This is a genomic window from Prosthecodimorpha hirschii, from assembly GCF_001305515.1.
In the GTDB taxonomy this organism is placed as follows: Bacteria; Pseudomonadota; Alphaproteobacteria; order Rhizobiales; family Ancalomicrobiaceae; genus Prosthecodimorpha; species Prosthecodimorpha hirschii.
The window spans coordinates 177,456-201,020 of record NZ_LJYW01000001.1; the positions used below are offsets into that span (position 1 = coordinate 177,456).

Below are 23,565 nucleotides of genomic sequence, written 5' to 3' on the forward strand. Positions count from 1 at the left end.
GGCCTACCCGTTGTCGCCGGCTGCCGCTGTGGCTGTCGCCTTCGTGGTGGTGGCCGCGGCCTGCCTCTTCGACCACACCGCAGGACGGCTCCTCGAACTGAGGATCACCGATGCCCTGGTGGTGGCGTTGCTGTTGCGCCGGCCGACCTTGGTCCGGCCCGGTCTCGTCGGCGCCTTCCTGGCCGACGCGATCGTGGGGGTCGGGTTCGGCGGCGACCTGGCCGCGCTGTTCGAGGCGGGCTTGCACGTCATCCTCGACGCCGCTGCGCTGTGGCTCGTCCATCTGCGCGGGATTGACGGGCGTCGCCTCAGATCGACGCGCGATCTCGTCGAGACGATGATCGTCGTCGCGGTCGCACAGCCGCTGTTCGGGGCCGGAATTGTCGCAGCGATGTCCGAAATTCCCGATGCCGCCGGGCTCGCCTTCGGCCGGACGGCGGATTGGCCGGCAGCCCTGCTCGGTGCGGCATCCCTCACCCCGCTGGTCCTGCTCATGGGGCACGCGGTCCATCAGCGCCGCTTCGCCGCCGCCGACCTGCCCTTCTTCGCTCTGGCCGCCGCCGCGGCGATCGGCATCGGTTGGGTCTCGGGGCTGTGGCTGCGGTTCCCCTTCATCGTCACCTCGGTGCCGCTCCTCGTCGCCGCGACCCGATTGCCTGCCGTGCCCCTGGCGCTCCTCTCCGCACTCTGCATGGTCGAGCTGACGAACCTCGTCGTGGTGGGATCGCAGCCCGGTGCGTCCGACGGGATTGTCGCCGCGGCCGCCGCGCTGACCGGCTTCCTGCCGGTCGCGCTGTGTCTGCTGTTGGGCGAGCTGCGCGAGGAGCGGCGCAGGGTGTCGGAGAGCGCCGGCCGCATTCGCCAGATTCTCGACGGCATTTCCGGTCAGGGCTACGCCGACCTGGATGGTCGCGGCCGCGTCGTCGGCTGGAACGACAAGATGGCCAGGCTCACGAGCTTCGCCGTGGAGGACGCCATCGGGCGTCCGTTCGAGACGTTCTTCGTCGCGGCCGACTGCGAGGCCGAAATACCGCAGAAACTGTTGGAACGGGCGATCGAGCGCGGCACCGCGTGGCACACCGGTTGGCGGATGCGTGGTGACGGTGCCCGATTCTGGGCCAAGACGACGCTCGAGACGACGAAAGATGCGACCGGAGCCATCGTGGGCTTCGTCGAAATCGTCCAGGATCTCAGCGACCTGAAGCGATCGCAGAATGCCCTGATCTCGGCGGAACGGCTCTGGGGCTTCGCCCTCGGCAGCACGGGCCAAGGGGTGTGGGAACACGATCTGATCACCGGCGAGATGCAATATTCGGACGTCTATCTTTCGATGCTGGGCGTCACCGCCGAAACCCTGGGCAACGACCCGGCGGCCTGGAAGCGGTATATTCACCCGGAAGATGCCGGCGCGATCGCCGTCGACCCCGCGGATCCGGCCGACTTCCGCGAACGCGAATTCCGTCTGCGCCACGCCGACGGTCGCTGGATTTGGGTCGCAGAGCGTCGGCAGATCGTCGAGACCGACGACACGGGCCGCGCGACCCGGATCATCGGCGTGCATGCCGACATCACCGCCCGCAAGCTCGCGGAGGAAAAGTTCCGTCTCGCCGTCGAAGCCTCACCCAATGGGCTGCTGATCGTCGCCGGCGACGGTCGGATCGGCCTCGCCAACCGCGAAGCCGAACGTATGTTCGGCTACGAGCCGGGCGCCCTGCTCGGGGTCGGGATCGAGGACCTGGTGCCGGAGGCGCATCGCGGCGAGCACATCGCCAGGCGAGCCGCCTTCGGCGGTCTGCCGATCGCCCGCAGCATGGGGGTGCGCCGCAACATCAGCGGCTGCCGTCGCGATGGGGCTCCGGTTCCGGTCGAGATCGGATTGCACCCGATCAGCACCACCGAGGGCGCCCATGTCCTGTGCGTCGTCACGGACATCACCGACCGCAAGCGGGCCGAAGCCGAACTGGCCTTCACCGAAGCGCGCTATCGCACCATGGCGGACCATTTCACCGACCTCGTCTGCCACCTGGACCTCGACTTCAACCGAACCTGGGTGTCGCCCGCGAGTTTCGACCTGCTCGGCGTGACGCCGGAATCGCTGATCGGCGCGACCTCGGCCAAGCTCGTCCATCCCGACGACATCGCCGAGGTGATGCGGGTTCAGCGCGCGGTGGCAAACGGTCTCGACCGCGGCAACTACACCGCCCGCTATCGCCACGGCGCCGGACGCTGGGTCTGGATGTCGGTGTCGTTGCGCCTGATCCGTCGCAGCGTCGACGGACAGCCGACCGGCATTCTCAAGGTCGCTCGCGACGTCACGCGGGCGCGGGCCGCGGAAGAGGCCCTGAAGGCGAGCGAGGCGACGTTCCGCGGCGCGATGGAGAGCGCATCGATCGGCATGGCGCTCGAAGCGCTCGCTGGTCACTGGATCTCGGTCAACCGCGCGCTCGGCGCCATCCTCGGCTACGACGAGGAGGAACTGCTCGATCGCGACGACGCCAGCGAGCTGGTGCTGCCCGAGGACCGGCCGATCGACCGCGTTCACCGCCGTCGGCTGCTCGCCGGAGAGATCTCGTCCTATCAGGTGGAGAAGCGCTGGCAGCATCGCAGCGGCCGGCCGGTATGGACGCAACAGAGCGTCTCGCTCGCCCGAGGCTCGGACGGGTCGCCGCGACACTTCATCCTGCAGATCCAGGACATCACCGAGCGCAAGCAGATCGAGCAGATGAAGAGCGAGTTCGTCTCGATGGTGAGCCACGAACTGCGCACGCCGCTGACCTCGATCCGCGGTGCGCTCGGGCTGGTGCTCGGAACCATGACGAAGACCCTGCCGCCGCGGGCCCATCAACTGATCGACATCGCCCACAAGAACAGCGAGCGGCTGATCCCGTTGGTCAACGACATCCTCGATCTCGATAAGATCGACGGCGGCATGATACAGGTCAATCTCGTCGAAGTTGACGCTGTTTCGCTGATCCGCCAGGTCGTCGAGACCACCCGGGCCTACGCGGATCGCTTCGGCGTGGCGCTGGCGATGCGGCTGCCGGCGGGCCCCGTGCCGATCCATGTCGATGAGGGCCGCTTCATCCAGGTGATCACCAATCTCGTCTCCAACGCCGCGAAATTCTCGCCACGCGAGAGCACCGTCGATGTTGTGGCGACGCCGGTCGGCGAGACGGTACGCATCTCGGTCGTCGATCGCGGGCCGGGCATCGCCGAGGAGTTCCGCTCGCGCATTTTCGGCCGCTTCGCCCAGGCGGATTCCGCGACGACGCGAAGCAAGGGCGGCTCCGGCCTCGGATTGCACATCAGCCGCCAGCTCGTCGACCTGATGGGGGGGCAGATCGGGTTCGACACCGTGCCCGGCGAGGGCTCGACCTTCTGGGTGGAGTTTCCGATCCGCCGCACGCCGTCTCTCGGTGCGGCAGCGGCGGCCGACGAGCCGGCCCAAACCAGCCGCGGGGACGTCCTGATCGTCGCCTGCGACAGCGCGATGGCCGAGTATCTGGCGACGGTGGCGAGCGAAGCCGGCTTCGGCAGCCGGCTCGCCACGACCGCGGCGGAGATGCGGTCCTGCCTCATGAGCGCCTGCGTCCGTGCGATCCTGATCGACCAGGCACTTGCCGCCGGAGCTGACGGCGAAGCATTTGCCGGTCTCTTCACCACCGACGGGCCGCCGGTGGCGCTCGTCGCCGCCGCCGCCGAACCGATCGATGCCATCGAGGACCTGCGCCGGGTCGCCGCGGTCTGGCGGTTCGACGCCGCCGAGCCGATGCGTCTGGTCCACCGGCTGCGGGCGCTGGTGGAGCATCAGGTCGACGGCCTGCCGCGCATTCTCCACGTCGAAGACGACGTCGATCTGACCGAGATCATCGCCACCGCGCTGCGCGGCCAGGCCCACGTTGTCCGTGCGACCCGTGTTGCCAGTGCCCTCAGGACATTGCGCAGCGAAAGCTTCGACATGATCGTCATCGATCCCGACCTGCCCGACGGCGACGGTCTGGCGCTTCTTTCGCCCCACATCGACCGAGAGCGCACCTGCGTCCTGGTGCTGTCGGCGGACGAGACCGGCGAGCGGCCCGAGGCCGCGGTCGCCCGGCTGGTCAAGTCCCGCATCTCAGAACCGCAGATCGTCGCGACCATCCTCGATCTGCTGCGAGACCGTCGCCCGAAGCGCGTGGAGACCCGCCATGCCGGATGAACTCGTCACCATCCTCTATGCCGACGACGACGAAGACATCCTCAGCGTCGCCACCCTCAGCCTCGAAATGGTCGGCGGTTTCACCGTGAATACCTGCCGCAGCGGCCGCGAAGCGATCGAAGAGGCCCGCCGGCTGCGGCCGGATCTGATCATGCTCGACGTGATGATGCCGGGCATGGACGGGCCGACGGCAATGGGCAAGATCAAGGCCGACCCGGATCTCGCCGGCATTCCGGTGATCCTGCTGACGGCGCGGGTGCGCGGCGCCGAGGTCGGCGAATATCTGACCCTCGGTGCCGACGGCGTCATCGCCAAGCCCTTCGACCCGATGAGGCTCTCCGACGAGGTGCGCGGGATCTGGGCCCGGGCCAAGGCCGGCGGACCGCCTGCCGACGCCCCCTAGATCATTTCCCGATTGGACGGATCCTTCAATCGATAAGGAAATGGCCCCGATTCCATGGCTTGGGCCGATCCTTCTCGGTCGGATCGTTTCGCTCTGACCGGGTCGGTCTCTGGCGCTCAAAGACCCCGCGCACCCGAAGCGTCGGGATCTCGAACGTGTCGGGCGCTCCGGCATGGCGCTGTTCCGTTTCGTCAAGCGACCATCCGTCATGATGAAAATCGGGTGCGCGCACGCTGCCTCCAGGCCCGGTTCCGTCGCCAAGATGCTGCCAACCGTACTTAGGTACAATTACCGGCGGGCAGCAGGCTCCTGATGGCCAACTGGTCGGACGGAGCCGCCGCGGTCTTCACCGGATGCCTACGATCGGTCAACGGCTCACTCACGGGGTCGCCGCAATGCGTCGAGCCAGCCAGGCGCCCCAGAACAGGCTGGCGAAGAACCGAACAGGGTCCTCGAAGCCGGCTTCGGCCAGCAGGGAGATCACCGCCTCTTCTGACGGGGGCGGCTCTGCGCCTTGCAGAATCCGGCTCATCTTGGCCCGGACCTCGTCCGGACCCGAGCCGTTCATCCGCCAGCGGGCCGCCCAGGCCGCCATGAACAACGGTTGCGACGCGTAGGCCCGGTAGTTTCCGGCGACGACCAAGGGGGCGGCCGGCTGCAGCCGCATGGCGATCTGTTCCAGAATATCCCGCTTCGCCGCATCACCCTGCAGATGGTGCAGCACACCGATCATGATCGCAGCGTCGAAAGACGGGGATGGCTCCAGATCGCAAACAGCGCCCAGAACGGTTTCCACCCGATCGGACAGGCCGGCCTCGATCAAATGCATGCGTGCAAGATCCAGCATCGGGGGCGACGGGTCGACGGCGACGAAGGACCATTCCGGTTCCAGCCGCGCGGCGGCGATGATTTCGCCCGCTGTCCCTCCGGCTCCGACCACCAGCACCCGCGCCGGTTTTCCCGCACCCAAGGTCGCCGACAACAGACAAGCAGAAAGCTCATGGCAGGCGTCATATCCGGCCAATGCGATCCGGCTTTGGCGTGCATATTCCCCGGCGCGGGAGGCGTCGAATTTGGCGGCGGAATCCTGGGCCATGCGCTCTCTTGTCCGTTGTTTCGGCAGCGAGCTGGTGCGCCCGCCCGCGACAGAATAGAGAATTCACGATCAGGAGATAGAAGACATACATGATCGAAAGTTCGAGCATTCAGCGAAAGCATGATCGGCTGACGGCTTTTCTGAAGGCCTTCACGCTCAGCGCGACGCAGTGCGACGCCGCCGAGATGGCCAATCTGCTGATCGTTGACTCCGGCCGGTCCGGGAGACCGACCCATCTCCTTTACCGGGCTCGAGCCGCCGCGGCACTGCCGGACGGGATGGCTCTATGCGCTGCCGCCAAGGTGGATTTTGGCGGCAGCGCCAATCCGTTGGTCGGCGCGCTGCCCGAGGAACTGTGCTTCTCGTTGACGGAGGAGCCGCAATGGCTCGGGCTGTCCGAACTGATTGTGGCAGAGGTCCAGGTTGCGCGTTGCGGTGGAGGCACCCTTCAGGCGCGACTATGCGAAATCGTCGTCGTGCTGGCGATCCGCAAGGCCATCGCGATCGGCACCGTCAATGCCGGGTTGCTGGCGGGGCTTGCCCATCCCAAACTCCATGCGAGCCTTGTCGCCATGCATGACGATCCCATGCGGAACTGGCAGATCGTGGATCTGGCTGCCATCGCCGGAATGTCGCGCGGGCCGTTTATCGCAGCCTTCAAGCAGACCATCGGGCAACCGCCCGGCGCCTATCTGACCGGATGGCGCCTGGCGCTGGGCCGTGCCGAACTGCATGCGGGCCGGAGCGTCAAATCGGTTGCCGCCATGGTCGGCTTCGGCAGCGCCGCAGCCTTTTCTCGTGCGTATTCAAGAAAATTCGGTTGCCCGCCGATCCGGAGTAAGGGGCCTCGTTGAGGCGCCGGTGATTGCATCCATCCGGCGCGATGTCGCAAGCAACCGGTTTTAAGGCGCTTCGGAGGGCTACACCTTAGACATCGTGCTCATCGTCATCGGGGGGGACCCGCCGCACATGTCGACGGGACCTCCCCGGCTTCTTCTGCAACGGATCCCGCACTGGTCGACAGGGGGTCCTGTCGCCGGCCGCGATCGCCGTTGTCGTCGCGAATGGTGCCCCCGCGATCGCCCGCCCCCATCACCCCAGCGGGTGATGGCAGGCGTAGCGGTGGCCGGCGGCGGTGGGGGTCATCGGCGGCGGGGTGGTCGTGCAGAGGGGCGAGGCAGCTGGGCAGCGGGTCGAGAAGGCGCAGCCGCGCGGGCGGTCGACGGGGCTTGGGAGGTCGCCCGACAGGGGCGAGGCGCGGCGGCCGCGGGCGGCCTCGGCGGCATGGGCGATGTCGGGCTCGGCGTCGAGCAGGGCGCGGGTATAGGGATGGCGCGGCGCGGCGAAGACCGCCTCGACTGGCCCCTCCTCCATCACCTCGCCGAGATAGAGCACCGCGACGCGATCGGCGAAGTGGCGCACCAGCGCGAGATCGTGGGTGATGAACAGGATCGCGAGGCCGAGCCGGTCGCGCAGATCGGCGAGCAGGCGGACGATCTGGGCGCGGACGGAGACGTCGAGCGCCGAGACCGCCTCGTCGGCGACGAGCAGGTCCGGCTCCACCGCCAGGGCGCGGGCGATGGCGATGCGCTGGCGCTGCCCGCCCGAGAAGGCCGCGGGGCGGCGGTCGGTCATCGCCCGATCGAGACCGACCAGTTCGAGGAGGTCGCCGACCCGGCGCTGAACATCGGGACCGCGGGCGAGGCCATGATGGGCGATCGCCTCGCCGACCAGCATGGACACGTCCAGCTTCGGGTTGAGACTGGAATAGGGATCCTGGAAGACGATCTGGATGCGGCGGCGCGCCTCGGACGTGGCGAGACCCTCGCCGCCGGCAATGCGGATCGTGCCGGCGCTCGGCGTCTCCAGTCCGACGATGCAGCGGCCGATGGTCGTCTTGCCCGACCCGCTCTCGCCGACCAGCGCCATCACCTCGCCGCGCCGGACCTCGATGTCGACGCCGGCCACCGCGGTCACGGTGCGCCGGCCGCCGAGCAGCGATCCGCCGCCGAGCGGGAAGGTCTTGATGAGGCCGCGCACTTCGAGCAGCGGGTCCGACATGGCGGCATCGCCGCCGCGCACCGCGCCGAAGCCGGCACCGCCCGGCAGCGCGTCGATCAGCGCGCGCGTATAGGCGCTCTGCGGCCGGCCGATCACCGCGGCGGTGGCGCCGGTCTCGACGATGCGGCCGGAGCGCATCACCGCGACATGGTCGGCGATCTCGGCGACGATGCCGAGATCGTGGGTGATGAACAGGACGCCGAGGCCCTCCTTCGCCTGAAGATCGGCGAGAAGGTCGAGGATCTGGGCCTGGATGGTGACATCGAGCGCGGTGGTCGCCTCGTCGGCGACGATCAGCTTCGGCCGGCAGGCGATCGCGGAGGCGATCATCACGCGCTGGCGCATGCCGCCGGAGAGCTGGTGCAGATACTGACGCGCCCGGCGCCGCGGCTCTGGGATGCCGACGCGGTCGAGCAGGCCGATCGCCTCCTCGGCCGCCGCTCGCCAGCCGAGGCCGCGATGGCGCACGACGCCCTCGGCGATCTGCTCGCCGATGGTCAGGACCGGGTTCAGCGCCGTCATCGGCTCCTGGAAGATCATGCCGATCTCCCCGCCCCGCAAGGCGGCGACCGCGCGCGGGTCGGCAAGGTCATAATCGCGGCCGTCGAACCGCATCTGTCCGGACCGGCAGCAGGCGCCGCCCGGCAGGAGGCCGACCAGTGCGGCGGCGGTCAGCGACTTGCCGGAGCCGCTTTCGCCGACCAGCGCCATGACGCGGCCGGCCGCGACGTCGAAGGAGATGTCGGCAACGGTCGGCTCCGCGCGGCCGGGGAAGCCGATCGTGAGATTGCGGACGGAAAGGAGTGGCGCCGCGTCACTCATCCGGCGGTGTCCTGGCCGGAGCCGCTATCGGCGGGCAGATCGCAGCGCTCGGCCCATTCGTGCCAGGAGCCGACGAAGACGCGGCCCTCTTCGGCGAAGCCGGCGAGGCGCAGGCCGAACAGGGCGGTCGCCGCGCGGGCGCCGCGATGGCAGTAGACGACGACCGGCGTTTCGGGGGTGAGCCCGACCGCGCGGGCGCGCGCCGCGATCTCCTCGGCCGGGCGGTAGTGCCCGTCGACCAGGAGGTCTTCGTAGAAGAGCAGCACCGAGCCGGGAATGCGGCCGGCGCGGGCGCAGCAGGGATGGACGAAGCTGCCGGTGTGTTCGGTCGGTCGGCGCACGTCGAGCACGACGCCGCCGGCCGGGAGATTGACGACCTCGTCGATGCCGGCGAGCAGGTCGCGACGCGGCGCCGGCGGGGCCGGTTCGCCCGCGCCGCGCGCGATGGCGCCTTCCGCGCCCGTGCCCGGCGCCACCGGGCCGCCGGCCGCGACCCAGGCGTCGAAGCCGCCGTCGAGTATCAGCCCGCCGTCGAGCCCGGCGAAGCGGTGGAACCACAGGCCACGCGGCGAGACCATGCCGGTCTTCGCCTCGAAGAAGACGACGGTCGTGGCTTCGGTCGCGCCGATCGCCGACAGGCCGGCCCAGGTCGCCCGTTCGAGATCGGCGTGACCGGCCGCATCGCTCGCCGGCACGAAATAGCCGTAGACGTCGAGCCGCACGGCCCCCGGGATGGTGGCGGCCTGCCAATCCGCAGCGTCGCGGGTGTCGACCAGGATGAGGCCCGGCTCGCCCAGCCGGGCGCGCAGGTCTTCGGCGGAAATGGTGATCGAACCGGTCATGGGGCCTCCCAGGGGCGATCGAGGAGCGTCAGCGGCGTGCCGATGCCGAGCGCCTCGGCACGCGCGAGGATGCGGGCGGCGAGCGCCACGTCGAAGACGTTGAGGCCGAAGGACGAGACGTAGACCGCCTCGTCGGGGCCCGGGCGCGGCGCGCCGGCGAGCATCGCGGCCAGATCGGCGGTCACCCGCTCGGGCGCGAAGCGGCCGGCACGATACATGCGGAACAGGCTCTTGCCGCTCGCTTCGGCGAAGGGGCCCCAGAGATCGACGAAGACCTGCGTCGCCCGGTCGATCGCCGCGAACGGGGCCTCGTGATGGCCGATCTGGGCGACCAGGCGGCCGGGGCGGACGGCCTCGACCGGCAGGACCGGCTCCAGCGCCGCCGTGCAGGCGAGCACCGCGTCGGCACCGTCGAGCGCCTGGTCGATGTCGCCGACGAATCGGATCGGCAGCCGGGCGGCGAAGCGCGCGACCAGGGCCTCGCCGCGTGCCGCGGTGCGGTTCCAGAGCCGTATCTCGGCGAGGTCCGGCGCAAGATGCGGGGCGAGCGCGGCCAGCATGGCGAGGTGGCCGGTGGCCTGCTGGCCGGCGCCGAGCACGGCGATGCGGCGCAGCGGCTGCGGCGCGACGGTTTCGAGCGCCAGGGCCGTGACGGCGGCGGTGCGCATCACGGTCAGACCGGCGCTTTCGACGATGCCGATCGGCCGACCGGTGAGCGCGTCGTTGACCGTCGTGGTCGACAGGATCGACGGGGCGCCGTCGTCGAGCGGCGGGCGGTGGGCGGTCCATTTGAGCCCGGCGACCGGCCGTTCGCCATCAAGGCGGGCCGGCAGCGCATAGGCGCGCGCGCCCGGCATCGCAGGCTCCCGGGGCCCGAGACCGACGCTGATTTCGGCCGGCATGGTGGCGCGGCCGCCGGCGATCAACGCGAAGCCGGCGCGCACGTCGTCGAGCGCCGCGGCGAAGTCGCCGCCGCCCGCCGCCAGCACGTCGGCGCGTCCGAGCCAGCGGATGGTCACGGGCTCCATGGTGTGCCTCACGAGGCCAGCAGGCTGTCGGCGAAGGGATAGAGCGCCGGACTGCCGCCGCAATGGACGAAGATCACCCGAGCACCCTGCGGCAGCGAGCCGGAAGCGACCTGGCCGAAGAGACCGTCCATCGCCTTGCCGGTATAGACCGGATCGAGCAGCACGCCCTCGGTCGCCGCCAGACGGGCGACCGCGGCATTGCCGCCGGGGCTCGGCACGCCATAGGCGGACCCGACATAGCCGTCCTCGATCTCGAGCGCCTCCGGCTCGATCCGCTCCGGCCATTCGAGAAGCGCCGCGGTGTCGTTGGCCATTGCGGCGATGCGCGCCTGGAACCAGGCACGATCGCGGCTGACGCTGATGCCGATGATGCGGGTCTTCGGCCAATGGCGCGCGGCGCCGAGCGCCAGCCCGGCGAGCGTGCCGCCGGAACCGGTCGGCGCGACGATCGCATCCGGCGGCGGCAGGCCGTCGGCCTTCAACTGCGCGTCCATCTCCTCCACCGCGCGGACATAGCCGAGCGCCCCGGTCGGCGTGGCGCCGCCGAGCGGGATGATGAAGGGCACCTTGCCGGCGGCGCGCGCCGCCTCGGCATGGGCCGCCATGCGCGGCTCGACCAGGGTGAAATATTCGGTCGGCTCGAGGAATTCGAGCGTCGCGCCGAACAGGCGATCGAGCAGCAGGTTGCCCTGATAGGCGGTCGGCGGATTGCCGCGCAACACCAGCACGGCCTCCATGCCGAAGCGGCGCGCGGCCGCCGCCACCATGCGGGCATGGTTCGACTGGTGGCCGCCGGTGGTGATCAGGACATTCGCCCCCGCCGCGACCGCTTCGGCCATCAGGAATTCCAGCTTGCGGACCTTGTTGCCGCCGCCGCCGAAGCCGGTGAAGTCGTCGCGCTTGAGGGCGAGATCGATGCCGAGTTCGGCGGACAGGCGCTTCAGCGGTTCGATCGGCGTCGGCAGGAAGCCGAGCGAGAGACGCGGAAAATCGGCCGGGGTCTTCATGGGGCAGGCCTTTCGTCGTCGCGGGAGCGACCCTTCGGGGCAATGGCGGGGAGCCACGCAAGGAGGGAGGAGAGAAAGCGGTCGATGCCTTCGAGGGTGACGAATTCATCGATGCCGTGGGCGTTGCCGCCGTGGCCGAGACCGCCGATCAGGAAGGCGGGGGCGACGGCCGCGAAGGCATAGGCCGGTGCCGCGCCGATCGCCCAGGGCCAGATCTGCGGATCGGCGCCCTGGTCACGATAGGCGTCGACGAGCGCGGCGAGGCCGGGCGCATCGGGCGCGAAGGCGATGCCCGGAAAGCCGTCCGCGGCGCGCAGCTCGACATCCGCGCAGCCCGCGTCGGCCAGTCGGGCGCGGAGATCGGCGAGGACCGTCTCCGGTGTCGCGCCCGGCGGCAGCCGGAGTTCGAAGCGCGCTTCGGCGGCGTGGGGGATCACGCCCCGCGCATCGGCCGGATCGGTCGCCAGTCGGGACAGACTGAGGACGGCACTCGTCAGCACATGTTCGAGCCGTTCGGCCGCGTCGCCCGGAACGGCGAAGCGTTCGGTCCTGCGGAAGGCCAGTTCCGCATCGGGATCGAAGCCGGCGGCGAGCGCTTCCAGCATCGGACGCCAGACCGGCGGCAGCGGCGTGCGGAACAGGAAGCCGGTCGGCGGCTCGGCGAGCACCGCCAGGGCTTCGACCAGGCGCCAGGCCGGATTGGCGATCCAGGGCGCGTTGGAGCCGTGAATTGCCGCCGCCGGGCCGCCCCAGGCGCCGCCGACCGACCGGATCGTGCCATGGACGATGCCCTTGAAGCCGCAATAGACGCGCGGCCGGCCCCCGCCATACTCGCAGAAGGAGGGGAAGAGCGCGGCGACCGCCGGCCGGACCGGGGTCCCGGGCCGGCCGAGATAGTGCCGGAGCGCGTGGCTCCCGCTCTCCTCCTCGCCTTCGATCAGAATCTCGACGTCGACATCGAGGGCGTCGGCGGCGATCAGCGCCTCCAGCGCGACCAGCATTCCGGCCAGCGGACCCTTGTTGTTCTCCGCACCGCGCCCGACGAAGCAGGGACCGAGGCCGGGCCGATCGACAATGCCGCCCGCAAAGGGCGCGACCGACCATCCCTCCGCCGTCGCCGGCATCACGTCATACATGTTGTAGAGCAGGATGCGCCGGCCCTTGCCGCGATCGATGCGGGCGTGGACCACCGGCGGATCGAGGGCGAGGCCGTCGGCGACGATCGTCGCGCCGAGCCGATGGGCCAGGTGCTCGACCAGCAGGTCCGCCATCCGCCGCAGGCCCGCCGTATGGCCGGCGACGCTCTCGACCGGCGTCCAGCAGGCGAGGAGATCGAGCGTCTCCCAACGCAGGCGCGGCAGATCGAACGACACGCTCACAGCCGAATCCTCGGATTGAGCACCACGTAGAGAATGTCGACGAGCAGGTTGGTGACCACGAAGACCGCCGCCGCCAGCAGGACGATCGACTGGGCAAGCGGGAAGTCGCGGTTCTGGATCGCCTGCACGGCGAGCCGGCCGATGCCGGGCCAGGCGAAGACGATCTCGGTGACCAGCGCGCCGCCGAGCAGGGAGGCGAAATACATGGCCTGGACGGTGACCACCGGGATCAGCGCGTTGCGCAGCGCGTGACGCACCACGACCCGCCACTCCGACAACCCCTTGGCGCGCGCGGTGCGGACATAGTCCTGGTCGAGCGCCTCGATCAGGCTGGCCCGGACCAGCCGTGTGACGGCGCTCATGTAATAGGCGCCGAGCGCGATCGCCGGCAGCACGAGGTGCCGCGCCTCGCCGTAGCCGCCGGTCGGCAGCCAGCGCAGCCGGAGCGACACGAACAGGATCAGCAGCAGGCCGAGCCAGAAGACCGGGATGGCCTGTCCCGACAAGGCGATCGCCCGGACCAGGAAATCCACGAAGCCGCCGCGCCGGACCGCCGCGATCGTCCCGAGGACGAAGCCGACCGCGGTACTCCAGGCGAGTGCAACGACGGCGAGCAGCGCGGTCGCCGGCAGCCGTTCGCGGATGAGTTCGCCGACCGGCCGTCCGAAGCGCAGCGAGGTGCCGAAATCGCCATCGAGGACGATCCGGCCGATCCAGCGCAGATACTGCACCACCCAGGGATCGTCGAAGCCCATGGCGGCCCGGAAGCGCTGAATCTCGTCGCGGGTCGCGTCCGGCGGCAGCATCAGCGCGGCCGGATCGCCGGTCAGGAACAGGCAGAGAAAGACCACCAGCGACACGCCGACGAGAACGACGAGGGCGAGCGCGAGGCGATGGGCGAGGAACGCGGCCAGTCTCATGCGACACGCACCTCCGTCCGCCGGATCAGCCCGTCGCCGAGGAAATTGAAGCCGACCACCAGGATCGCGATGGCGACGCCCGGCCAGAGCACCAGCCAGTCGGCGACCAACATCAGCGAGCGCCCCTCCCCGATCAGGTTGCCGAGGCTCGGGGTCGGCGGCTGGACGCCGAGGCCGAGGAAGCCGATCGAGGCTTCGAGCACGACCAGGCGCGGCAGGTCGAGCGTCAGAAGGACGATCTGCGGCGTCAGGATATTGGGCAGCACATGGCGCAGCAGGATGCTGCGCGTCGGCAGGCCGAGCGTGCGCGCGGCGGCGACATATTCGAGTTCGCGCACTTCCAGCGTGCGGGCCCGGGCGACGCGGGCGAAGATCGCCCAGCCGGTCACGCCGAGCACGGCGATCTGGTTGAACACGCTCGGTCCGATCACCGCGACGACCAGCAGGATCAGGAGGATGAACGGGATCGAGAGCTGGATGTCGACCGCGCGCATGATCACGGTGTCGACGAAGCCGCGGAAATAGCCCGCGATCAGGCCGAGCAGCGTGCCGAGCGTCACCGAGACGAAGCCGGCGATCAGCACGATCACGAGCGACAGGCGCAAGCCCGACAGCAGCCGGGCGAGCAGGTCGCGTCCGAGCTGGTCGGTGCCGAGCGGGTACCATTGCCCGGCGATCACCGAACCCGGCGCCTTCATCGAGGCGGCGAGCGCGCCGTGCAGCGGATCGACCGGCCACAGCCAGGGGCCGACCGCCGCGGCGAGGATCACCGCGACGACCAGCCCCCCGCCGACCCACAGGTCGACGGGCATGCCACGCAGGATGGCGAGGCGGTTCATTTCACCACGCGGATGTCATAGACCGGGATGCGGGCATCCGGCCGACCGCCGAAGGTCACGGACTTCGCCTTGCCGTAGAGCGAATCCTCCCGGTAGAGCGTGATCAGCGGCACCGTCTCGGCGGCGTGGTCCTGAATCTTGGCGAAGATGGCGGCCCGGGCGTCCGGCGCGATGGTCTTGCGGCTCTCGTCGAGCAGCGCGTCGAGCGCCTTGTCGGCGACGGTCGAATAGGGCTCGCCCGATTTCAGGATGGCATAGAGCGCCGCGTCGGCGTCGAGCGTCTGGGTCGATCCCCAGGCGAGCATGTAGATCGGCGCCTGCTTGCCGGCCGGCACCTGCTGGGCATAGACCGACCATTCCGGCACTTCCAGTTCCGCCTTGACGCCGATCGCCGCCCATTGCTGGACCACGGCCTGGGCCACTTCGGCGGAGGAGATGTAGCGGCGCGGGGCCTGGAAGCGGATGGTGAAGCCGTTCGGATAGCCGGCCTCGGCGAGGAGCTTCTTGGCCGCCGCGGGATCGTAGGCCGGCGTCGGGATGTCCTTGTAGCCGGCATCGAACGGGCTGACTTGGGTCCCGGTCGGCGTCGCCTTGCCCTTCAGGATGTCCGTCGTAAGGCCCTTGCGATCGATGGCGAGCGACAGGGCGCGCCGGACGCGGGCGTCGTCGAGCGGCTTCTCGGCCGACTTGAGGCCGAGATAGATGGTCAGGCCGCCATTCTTCACGTCGACCACGTCGGCCGCGCCGGAGGTCTTGAGGGTGTCGACGAGTTCCGCCGGCACGCTTTCGATGAATTGCACCTCGCCGGACAGCAGCGCCGCGATCCGGGCGGTGGCTTCCGGGATCGGCCGCCAGACGACCTTGTCGATGGTCGCCTTGCCGCGCCAGTAGGCCTCGTTGGCGACCATGGTGACGTGGTCGTCGGGGACGAATTCGGTCACCTTGTAGGGGCCGGTCCCGACCGGCCGGCGGGCGAATTCGGCGGCACCGACCTGCTTCACATAGGCCGGCGGCACGATATAGGCCGGATAGCGGCTGAGACGGGTCGGCAGGAGCGGATCCGGTCCATTGGTGCGGATGCGCACGGTGAGCGGATCGACGACATCGACGCCCGCGACGGTGCGGATATAGGAAATGGTCGGCGACTTGGCGGCCGGATCGAGCACGCGCTCGAAGGTGAACTTGACCGCCTCGGCGTCGAAAGCCTCGCCATTGTGGAACTTGATTCCGGGGCGGAGCTTGATCTCCCAGGTCGTATCGTCGAGCGCCTTCCAGGAGAGCGCCAGGCCCGGCACCAGCTTCATCTCGGCATCGCGCAGGACGAGCGTGTCGAAGACGTTGTCGACCAGCGTCGCAGCCTCCTTGAGGAAGCCCGGATCGAAGGTTGCCGGCGAGGCCGGCCGCCCGATCACGAGTTCCGCGCCGGTTGCCGGCGCGATCGACACCAAGGCCGCGGCGAGTGCCGTGGCGGCCAGGAGACTACGGGAGAAACGCATCATCTTGCCCTCCGTCGCGACCGTCGCTCTGCCCCGCGGACCGATCCGTGGACCCTGACGTCGGTTGACTGCGTTGCATGATATATCGTGTATCGGGCTTGCTCAATGGGGCGCCATGCTCGTATGTTCGGCACCAACAGAATGATTTTTCGTCCCGGCGCCGGGTTCGTGACATCCGGCCGGGAAAAGGAGGTTCGCGTGGATCTACCGGCCGCGCCGAAAGGCGGATTGAGCGGCTTCGTCGAGGCGACGCTGAAGCAGCGCCTGATGGAAGGGCGTCTGATGCCCGGCGAGCGCCTCGTGACCCGCGACCTCGCCGCCCGCCTCGGCACCAGCCCGACGCCGGTGCGCGAAGCCTTGTTGAAGCTCGTCGCCGGCGGCGCGCTGGAGATGGCGCCGGCCCAGGCCTTCACGGTGCCGGTGCTGACGGCGCGCGAATATGCCGAGATGGCCGACATCCGCCGCACCGTCGAAGGGCTCGCCGCCGAACGCGCCACGGCCGTCATGACGCCGGAGCGGCTGGCCCGCCTCGCCGAGATCAATGAGGCCCATCGGGCCGCCCGCCGCGGCCATGATGTGACCGAGGCCCTGCGGCTGAACCAGTCGTTCCGCTTCACGCTCTACGAGACGGCCGACATGCCGAACCTGATCGACATCATCGAGCGCCTCTGGCTGCGCATCGGGCCGAGCCTCAATCACCTCTACCCCCGGCCCGACGAGATCGATCTCGGCCGCCACAACTACGACGACCTGCTCGACGCCCTCGCCGGCCGCGACGCGGTCGCGGTGCGTGGCGCGATCGAGCGGGCGGTCGACGTCGGGACCCGCATCCTGCTCGCCAATCTCGAGGCGGCGTCCTCAAAGGTGCCGCAGCGCGGGCCGCGGGCGGTGCACTTCTTCTGACAGCGCGGCGTCCGTTCCGACGGACACCAGCCGGGAATTCGACTCCAAAGACCGAACACACGGGGTGTCTGTCGGCCGACAGGACCCCGCGCGGGACCCCATGTGCCCGGCCCCGAGGCGGCCTGTCCGCGAAGGGACCTGCCGGGCCACAAGCAGAACAGGACGCGACGAGGCATGACCTGGCGCATGGGCATCGATTCCGGTGGAACCTTCACCGACGTCTGCATGTTCGACGAGGCGACCGGCGACATCCGGGTATGGAAGGTCTCCTCCACGCCCGACGACCCCTCCCGCGGCATCGTCCGCGGGATCGAGGACGGGCTCGACCGGCTCGGCATTCCGGCCGCCGCCCTCGGCTTTCTCGGCCATGGCACGACAGTCGGCACCAACGCACTGATCCAGCGGCGCGGCGCGAAGACCGGGCTCGTCACCAATGACGGCTTCCGCGACCTGCTCGAGATCGGCCGGCAGAAGCGGCCCGATCTCTACGATCTGCAGGCCGACAAGCCCGAGGTGCTGGTCGGGCGCGCCCTGCGCCTGGAGGTTCCCGAGCGCATCCGCCACGACGGGACGGTCGAGACGGCCCTCGACGAGGCGGCGGTGCGTGACGCGGCGCGGGCGCTGGCCGCGGCCGGCGTCGCGGCCGTTGCGGTCAGCTTCCTCTACGGTTTCGTGCGCCCCGAACACGAAGCCCGCGCCAAGGCGATCATCGAGGCGGAATGTCCCGGCGTCTTCGTGTCCGCCGGCCATGAGGTGGCACCGGAGTTCCGCGAATACGAACGGCTCTCGACCACGGTGGTCAACGCCTATCTCGGTCCGGTGATGGAGGGCTATATCCGCCGCCTCGACGCCCGGCTCGCCGAACTCGGCCTTGCCGTCCGCCCGCTCCTGACCCAGTCGAACGGCGGCGTCACCGGCTTCGACCAGGCCGCCCGCCTGCCCGTCCGTACCGTGCTGTCGGGACCGTCGACCGGCGTCGTCGCCATGCAGGCGATCGGTGCCACCACCGGCTTCGACCGGATCATCACCTTCGACATGGGCGGCACGTCGAGCGACGTGGCCCTGCTCCGCGACGGGCGCTGCCAGCTCGCCAGCGAGGCCGTCGTGCACGGCTATCCGATCAAGGCGCCGATGCTCGACATCCACACGGTCGGCGCGGGCGGCGGCTCCATCGCCCATATCGACTCGGGCGGCCTGCTGAAGGTCGGGCCGCAGAGCTGCGGCGCCTTTCCGGGTCCGGTCTGCTACGACCAGGGCAGCACCGAACCGGCCGTCACCGACGCCAATGTGGTGCTGCAGACCCTGAACCCGACCCATCTCCTGGCCGGGCGCATGGCGATCCGCCGCGACCTGTCGCTCGCCGCGATCGAGGGTCTCGCCCGGCGCCTCGGGCTCGGCACGATGGAGACGGCGCAGGGGATCATCTCGGTGGTCACCGCCAACATGGCGCGCGCCATCCGGGTGGTGTCCGTGCAGCGGGGCCACGATCCGCGCGACTACGCGCTCGCCGCCTTCGGCGGAGCCGGGCCGCTGCATGCCGCCCGTCTCGCCCGCGAACTCGGCATGACGCGGGTGATCGTGCCGCGCTTTCCCGGCATCCTCTGCGCCATGGGGCTGCTGCTGACCGATCTGCGTGCCGACTTCGCCGCCACCCGCCTGCTGACCCTGGAGGAGGCCTCGCTTGATCCGCTCGAAGCGCTGTTCGCCGGTCTCGCCCGCGACGCCGATGCCTGGCTGGCCGCCGAAGGTCTGTCGGTCGCGGCGCGGCGTCTGACCCGCACCGTCGACATGCGCTATCGCGGGCAGAACTACGAGCTGCCCGTGGCCCTGCCCGACGGCCCGCTCGGCCCGGCGACGCTCGTCGCACTCGCGCGCGGCTTCGAGGCGCTGCATCGCGAGCGCTACGGCTTCCTGGCCGAGGGCGAGACGATCCAGATCGTCACTGCACGGATCGAGGCGGCCGGCCTGGTCCCCAAGGCGCGGTTCGAGCCGCGGCCCGACGCCGGCCCGGACGCTTCGGCGGCCCTTACCGGCCGGCGCGACGTCTGGATGCCCGAGGCGGGCGGCTTCGTCGCCACGCCGGTCTATGCCCGCGAACGGCTGGCGCCCGGCAACCGGATCGAGGGGCCGGCGATCGTCGAGCAGATGGACACCACCACGGTGGTGCTGCCGGGCATGATCGCGCGCGTCGATGCCTACGAGACCCTGATCCTGGAGGACGGCCGGTCATGAGCGATACGTTCCCTTCCGTCGATCCGGTCGCCGCGATCGACCCGATCACCGCGATCGACCCGATCGCCGTGGACCCGATCACCGTCGAGGTGATCGGATCGGCGCTCGTCTCGATCGTCGAGGAGATGGGCGAGACGCTGGTGCGCTCGTCCTATTCGACCAACATCAAGGAGCGGCGCGACTGCTCGACCGCGCTCTTCACCCACGCCGGCGAGACGCTGTGCCAGGCCGAGCACATCCCGATGCATCTCGGCTCGTTCATCGGCATCGTCCCGGCGATCCTGGCGCGCCACCCGATCGAGACGATGCGCCCCGGCGATGTCTTCATCGGCAACGATGCCTATGAGGGTGGCGGCACCCACCTGCCCGACTTCGTGCTCGCCGAGCCGATCTTCGTCGACGGCGCGATCATCGCCTGGGCGGTCAACACCGCCCATCACTCCGACTTCGCCGACCGCGGCCACGCGCATATCTTCCAGGAAGGCCTGCGCATTCCGCCGATCCGGCTGAAGCGCGCGGGCGAGATCGTCGCCGATGTCGAGGCGCTGATCCTGCTCAATTGCCAGGTCCCGCGCGAACGCCTTTCCGACCTCCGCGCCCAGATGGCCGCCAACCGGCTCGGGGTCGCGCGGCTGCAGGAACTCGCCGCCCGCTACGGCACCGCCCGTCTGCTGGCCGCCGGCGCGGCCCTGATGGCCTATGCCGAGCGCAAGATGCGCGCCGGTCTCGCCGCCATCCCGGACGGCACGTGGTCCTTTGCCGATGTCTTCGACAATCCCGAGATCGACGGCGAGTTGACCTTCTCGCTGACGCTGACCAAGCGCGGCGAGACCGTGCATCTCGCCTTCGACGCCCCGCCGCAGCAGCGCGCCGGCTTCAACATGACTTTCACGGCCCTGCTCTCGACCGTCTACTACGCGGTCAAGGCGGTCGTGGATCCGTCCATCCTGCCCAATGCCGGGCTCGCCCGTCCGATCACGGTCAGCGCCCCATCGGGCAGCGTGCTCAACTGCCGGGCGCCGGCGGCGGTCTTCAACCGCATCGGCCCGTGCCAGCGGGTGGTCGACCTGGTCTTCGGCGCCTTCGCCCAGGTGGTGCCGGAGCGGGTCACCGCGGCCGCCTGCGGCACCGTGATGGTGGCGAGTTTCGACGGCGTCGATCCCCTGACCGGCGAGACCTGGATCTATCTCGAGACGATCGGCGGCGGCGGCGGGGCGCGCTCGGCCAAGGACGGGCTCGACGGCATCCAGGTGCACATGACCAACACCTCCAACCTGCCGGTGGAGGCCCTGGAGATCGAGTATCCGCTGACGGTGCTGCGCTACGAACTGGCGGAAGGGTCCGCCGGGCCGGGCCGGCAGCGCGGCGGGATGGGGCTGCGCCGCGTCTATCGCGCCGAGACCGACTGCCGGATCGAGATCGACACCTCGCGCCTGCGCTCGGCGCCGTGGGGCATCGCCGGCGGCGGCCCGGCCGCCGGTTCGTCCCTAGATCTCGGGGCCGGCACCGCGCCGCTGGCCGCCGGCCGCGGCACGCTGGCCTCCGGCGGCATCCTGACCCTGGTGACGCCGGGCGGCGGCGGTTACGGCGACCCGCGCGAGCGTACGCCCGCCGCAACGGCACGCGACCGCGCCGACGGACTGACCGTCGCGGGCGATCGCTGAACGCCGCGCGACCGTCCGGGAGGCCCGCCCCGCCGACCGCCGCGCCCATGGCGGTGACGGCCGGGGCCGTCTCCGGACCGTCGGCACGACCGGGATCGCCGAACCGGAGCGGGACGCCGCGGCAACGACCGGGCGCCGGTGCCGGACGGCCCGGACGGCCCGGACGGCCTGTCGATCCGCGACCCGAGAAAGAACGCAACCCGTCGGCGAATTTTCACCTGACCTGTCGGCATGATGACAGGGCGGGCGTCCTGTGCTGCAGTCGCGCCGAAAGAGCGGGACGCAGCAGAGGAGCAAGGCGGACATGTCCAGTGCCGAGAATAGTGCGGAGAATGATGGCGCGCCCGGATTTGCGATGCCGGAACCGACGGCCGAGCATCGATGGCTCGAGCGCTTCGTCGGCACATGGACGATGACCGGCCATGACGGCGTCGGCAGTTGGGTCGAAACGATCCGTTCGATCGGCGGATTGTGGGTGATCGCCGAAGGCGAAGGCGAGATGGGCGGCTGCGGTCGGCACACCACCGTGATGACGATCGGCTTCGATCCGGCCAAGGGACGGTTCCTCGGAACCTTCCTCGGCTCGATGATGACCCATCTCTGGATCTACGAGGGGGTTCTGGACGGCGATCGTCTGGTCCTCGACACCGTCGGGCCCGACATGAGCAGTTCGGGCGGCCTGAAGCGCTTCCAGGACATCATCGAACTGATGCCGGACGGCTCGCGCCGGCTGACATCGCTGATCGAGACGGACGACGGGACCTGGAAGACCTTCATGGAAGCCGCCTACAGCCGGGCTTGATGTCGGCCCCGACCGATGGCGGCCGGCCGGCCCCTGCCGTGCGACGTCCCGCGGTCGCTCGTGACCCTCCCGGTTTGCCGCGCGGGGGTTTCGGATGCCGGCGCCCGGCGCCGGTAGAACACGCCCGGAGCCGGCTCGTCCCTTCCGAACGGAGCGGGCACCCTGCCGTCGCCGCCGCTTGACCAATGTTCAGGCTGCGGCGGCATCCAGGGGCCATGGTGCGCGGATCGTGAACCGAGGAGGATCCGTCCGTGTCCACCGCCGCCCGTTCCCGGGCCTATGCCGGCCCGGCCATCCTGAGCTGGGGCTTCCGTCCCTTCTTCTTCAGCGCCGGCTTCTGGGCCGTGCTGGCCATGGCGATCTGGCTGCCGCTGTTCGACGGCAGCATCAGCCTGCCGACGGCCTTCGCACCGGTCGACTGGCATGTCCACGAAATGCTGTTCGGCTTCGTGCCCGCCGTCATGGCCGGCTTTCTTCTGACCGCGATCCCGAATTGGACCGGCCGGCTGCCGGTGGTCGGCCGGCCGCTCGGGGCCATGGTGGCGCTCTGGGCTGCCGGCCGCCTGGCGGTCCTCTTCTCGGGCTGGCTCGGCTGGGCCGTCGCCGCGACGGTCGACGTGGCCTTCCTGCTGGCCCTGGCCGGCGTCGCCTTGCGCGAGATCCGGCAGGCCGGCAGTGGGCGCAACCTGCCGGTCGTCGGGATCGTCCTCCTGATGGCCGGTGCCAACCTGGCCTTCCACCTGGAGGCCCGGACCGGGTCGGCGAGCGTCTCCGCGCGGGCCGGTCTCGCCCTCGTCGTCCTGCTGATCGCCCTGATCGGCGGCCGGATCATCCCGAGCTTCACCGGCAACTGGCTGACCCGGCAGGGGGCGGCCGTCCGGCCCGCGCCGTTCGGCCGCTTCGACAAGGCCGTCATGGCGTTGGCGGCGGTCGCGCTGGCCTTCTGGACGGTCGGTCCCGACAGGCCGGTCGCCGGCGTCGCCCTGACGGCGGCCGGTGCCGGTCACCTGATCCGACTGGCCCGCTGGCAGGGACACCGCGTCCTGTCCGATCGGCTGGTCCTGGTGCTGCATGCCGGCTACGGCTTTCTTGTCGCCGGCCTCATCCTGGCCGGTCTGCACGGACTGGCGCCGGCCGTCGTTCCGCAGGCGGCCGGGATCCATGCGCTCGGCGTCGGCGCGATCGGAACCATGACGCTTGCCGTCATGACCCGCGCCACGCTCGGCCATACCGGGCGTCCTCTCGTCGCCTCCGCGGCGACCCAGTTCCTCTATGCCGGGATTGCCGTGGCGACGATCGGCCGGGTCGCCATGGCCTGCCTCGACGGCGACCGCACGGCGCTTCTCCTCGCAGCCTTCGCGTGGCTGGCAGCCTTCGGCACCTTCGTCTGGGCCTATGGGCGGGCCCTCGTCCGGCCGCGGCTGGACGGCTGAGCCAAGAGCCGGCCGATCAGCGGCAATAGATGTCGTAGAGAACGGCGATCAGCCGGCGGACCTCATCGGAAGCCAGGCGGTAGTAGATGGTTTGGCTTTCGCGCCGGGTGGCGACGATGCCGAGATCGCGCAACCGCGCCAGATGCTGGGACAGCGCCGACTGCCCGAGCCCGACGGCTTCGGCCAAGGCGCCGACCGACATTTCGGCTTCCATCAGCCGGCACAGGGCCAGGAGGCGCTTGGTGTGTCCGAGCGCCGCCAGCAGGCGCGCCGCCTGATCGGCCTTGCCTTCGAGGATATCGAGATCCGAGGGCTGCGACCGACGGGTCTCGGGCGCCTCGATATCGGTTATTGCCATTTCGACTTCCTCCTGGGCCCAAGACGGCGCCGGCCACCCGCCCGATCGCGCCCCCTGCGTCGACGGCGGGCCGCACAGGTCG

The 23,565-nt window shown here is 70.1% G+C and carries 18 protein-coding genes; 8 read left to right on the forward strand and 10 right to left on the reverse strand.

Annotated features, from left to right (window positions below; genetic code table 11):
- The first annotated feature begins 28 nt into the window (after positions 1–28).
- Complete coding sequence (locus ABB55_RS00700; protein ID WP_152981871.1) at positions 29–4,198, forward strand: PAS domain S-box protein; 4,170 nt, start codon at positions 29–31, stop codon at positions 4,196–4,198.
- Positions 4,188–4,601 (forward strand): response regulator, encoded by a 414-nt coding sequence (locus tag ABB55_RS00705; RefSeq protein ID WP_054357090.1) that lies wholly within the window; start codon positions 4,188–4,190, stop codon positions 4,599–4,601. Before ABB55_RS00700 ends, ABB55_RS00705 begins: the two co-directional genes overlap by 11 nt.
- 379 nt (positions 4,602–4,980) lie before the next feature.
- Here ABB55_RS00705 and ABB55_RS00710 read toward each other — a convergent pair whose 3' ends face one another.
- Positions 4,981–5,697 carry a class I SAM-dependent methyltransferase gene (locus tag ABB55_RS00710; protein ID WP_054357091.1) on the reverse strand — a complete coding sequence of 239 codons (717 nt, stop codon included), beginning with the start codon at positions 5,695–5,697 and terminating at the stop codon, positions 4,981–4,983.
- Positions 5,698–5,786: 89 nt separating this feature from the next.
- On the opposite strand from ABB55_RS00710, the gene ABB55_RS00715 reads away from it, so the two are divergent.
- Complete coding sequence (locus tag ABB55_RS00715) at positions 5,787–6,551, forward strand: AraC family transcriptional regulator (protein ID WP_054357092.1); 765 nt, start codon at positions 5,787–5,789, stop codon at positions 6,549–6,551.
- Between the two features lie 238 nt (positions 6,552–6,789).
- On the opposite strand, the gene ABB55_RS00720 is transcribed toward ABB55_RS00715, so the two are convergent.
- The 8 genes from ABB55_RS00720 to ABB55_RS00755 are packed head-to-tail and all read right to left on the reverse strand — an operon-like array spanning position 6,790 to position 16,094.
- Positions 6,790–8,580, reverse strand: coding sequence for an ABC transporter ATP-binding protein (locus ABB55_RS00720; protein WP_083463237.1), 1,791 nt, complete (start codon positions 8,578–8,580; stop codon positions 6,790–6,792).
- A complete protein-coding gene (locus tag ABB55_RS00725) occupies positions 8,577–9,422 on the reverse strand; it encodes a sulfurtransferase (protein ID WP_054357093.1) in 846 nt (281 codons plus the stop codon). The genes ABB55_RS00720 and ABB55_RS00725 overlap by 4 nt, the downstream gene beginning before the upstream one ends.
- Positions 9,419–10,450, reverse strand: coding sequence for an ornithine cyclodeaminase (locus ABB55_RS00730; protein WP_152981872.1), 1,032 nt, complete (start codon positions 10,448–10,450; stop codon positions 9,419–9,421). The genes ABB55_RS00725 and ABB55_RS00730 overlap by 4 nt, the downstream gene beginning before the upstream one ends.
- Positions 10,451–10,458: 8 nt before the next feature.
- Entirely contained in the window at positions 10,459–11,457 is a 999-nt protein-coding gene (locus ABB55_RS00735) for a 1-aminocyclopropane-1-carboxylate deaminase/D-cysteine desulfhydrase (RefSeq protein ID WP_054357094.1), read from the reverse strand.
- A complete protein-coding gene (locus ABB55_RS00740; RefSeq protein WP_200911988.1) occupies positions 11,454–12,836 on the reverse strand; it encodes a M20/M25/M40 family metallo-hydrolase in 1,383 nt (460 codons plus the stop codon). Before ABB55_RS00740 ends, ABB55_RS00735 begins: the two co-directional genes overlap by 4 nt.
- A complete protein-coding gene (locus tag ABB55_RS00745) occupies positions 12,833–13,756 on the reverse strand; it encodes an ABC transporter permease (protein ID WP_054357095.1) in 924 nt (307 codons plus the stop codon). Before ABB55_RS00745 ends, ABB55_RS00740 begins: the two co-directional genes overlap by 4 nt.
- The gene (locus tag ABB55_RS00750) at positions 13,753–14,595 is read right to left on the reverse strand and encodes an ABC transporter permease (RefSeq protein ID WP_054357096.1); all 843 of its coding nucleotides are present in this window, start codon (positions 14,593–14,595) and stop codon (positions 13,753–13,755) included. The genes ABB55_RS00745 and ABB55_RS00750 overlap by 4 nt, the downstream gene beginning before the upstream one ends.
- Positions 14,592–16,094, reverse strand: coding sequence for an ABC transporter substrate-binding protein (locus tag ABB55_RS00755; RefSeq protein WP_244471935.1), 1,503 nt, complete (start codon positions 16,092–16,094; stop codon positions 14,592–14,594). Before ABB55_RS00755 ends, ABB55_RS00750 begins: the two co-directional genes overlap by 4 nt.
- A 195-nt stretch (positions 16,095–16,289) precedes the next feature.
- Between ABB55_RS00755 and ABB55_RS00760 the strand changes: the two genes are divergently transcribed.
- The 5 genes from ABB55_RS00760 (at position 16,290) to ABB55_RS00780 (ending at position 23,125) form a co-directional block, all read left to right on the forward strand.
- A complete protein-coding gene (locus ABB55_RS00760; RefSeq protein ID WP_083463238.1) occupies positions 16,290–16,994 on the forward strand; it encodes an FCD domain-containing protein in 705 nt (234 codons plus the stop codon).
- A 174-nt stretch (positions 16,995–17,168) separates the two neighbouring features.
- On the forward strand, positions 17,169–19,226 hold the full coding sequence (locus ABB55_RS00765; RefSeq protein WP_054357098.1) for a hydantoinase/oxoprolinase family protein: 2,058 nt from the start codon (positions 17,169–17,171) through the stop codon (positions 19,224–19,226).
- Positions 19,223–20,890, forward strand: coding sequence for a hydantoinase B/oxoprolinase family protein (locus ABB55_RS00770; protein WP_054357099.1), 1,668 nt, complete (start codon positions 19,223–19,225; stop codon positions 20,888–20,890). The genes ABB55_RS00765 and ABB55_RS00770 overlap by 4 nt, the downstream gene beginning before the upstream one ends.
- Positions 20,891–21,245: 355 nt before the next feature.
- Positions 21,246–21,692 carry a DUF1579 domain-containing protein gene (locus tag ABB55_RS00775; protein WP_054357100.1) on the forward strand — a complete coding sequence of 149 codons (447 nt, stop codon included), beginning with the start codon at positions 21,246–21,248 and terminating at the stop codon, positions 21,690–21,692.
- A gap of 251 nt (positions 21,693–21,943) precedes the next feature.
- Positions 21,944–23,125 carry an NnrS family protein gene (locus ABB55_RS00780; protein ID WP_054357101.1) on the forward strand — a complete coding sequence of 394 codons (1,182 nt, stop codon included), beginning with the start codon at positions 21,944–21,946 and terminating at the stop codon, positions 23,123–23,125.
- Between the two features lie 16 nt (positions 23,126–23,141).
- Here ABB55_RS00780 and ABB55_RS00785 read toward each other — a convergent pair whose 3' ends face one another.
- Complete coding sequence (locus ABB55_RS00785; protein WP_054357102.1) at positions 23,142–23,483, reverse strand: ArsR/SmtB family transcription factor; 342 nt, start codon at positions 23,481–23,483, stop codon at positions 23,142–23,144.
- Positions 23,484–23,565 lie beyond the last annotated feature (82 nt).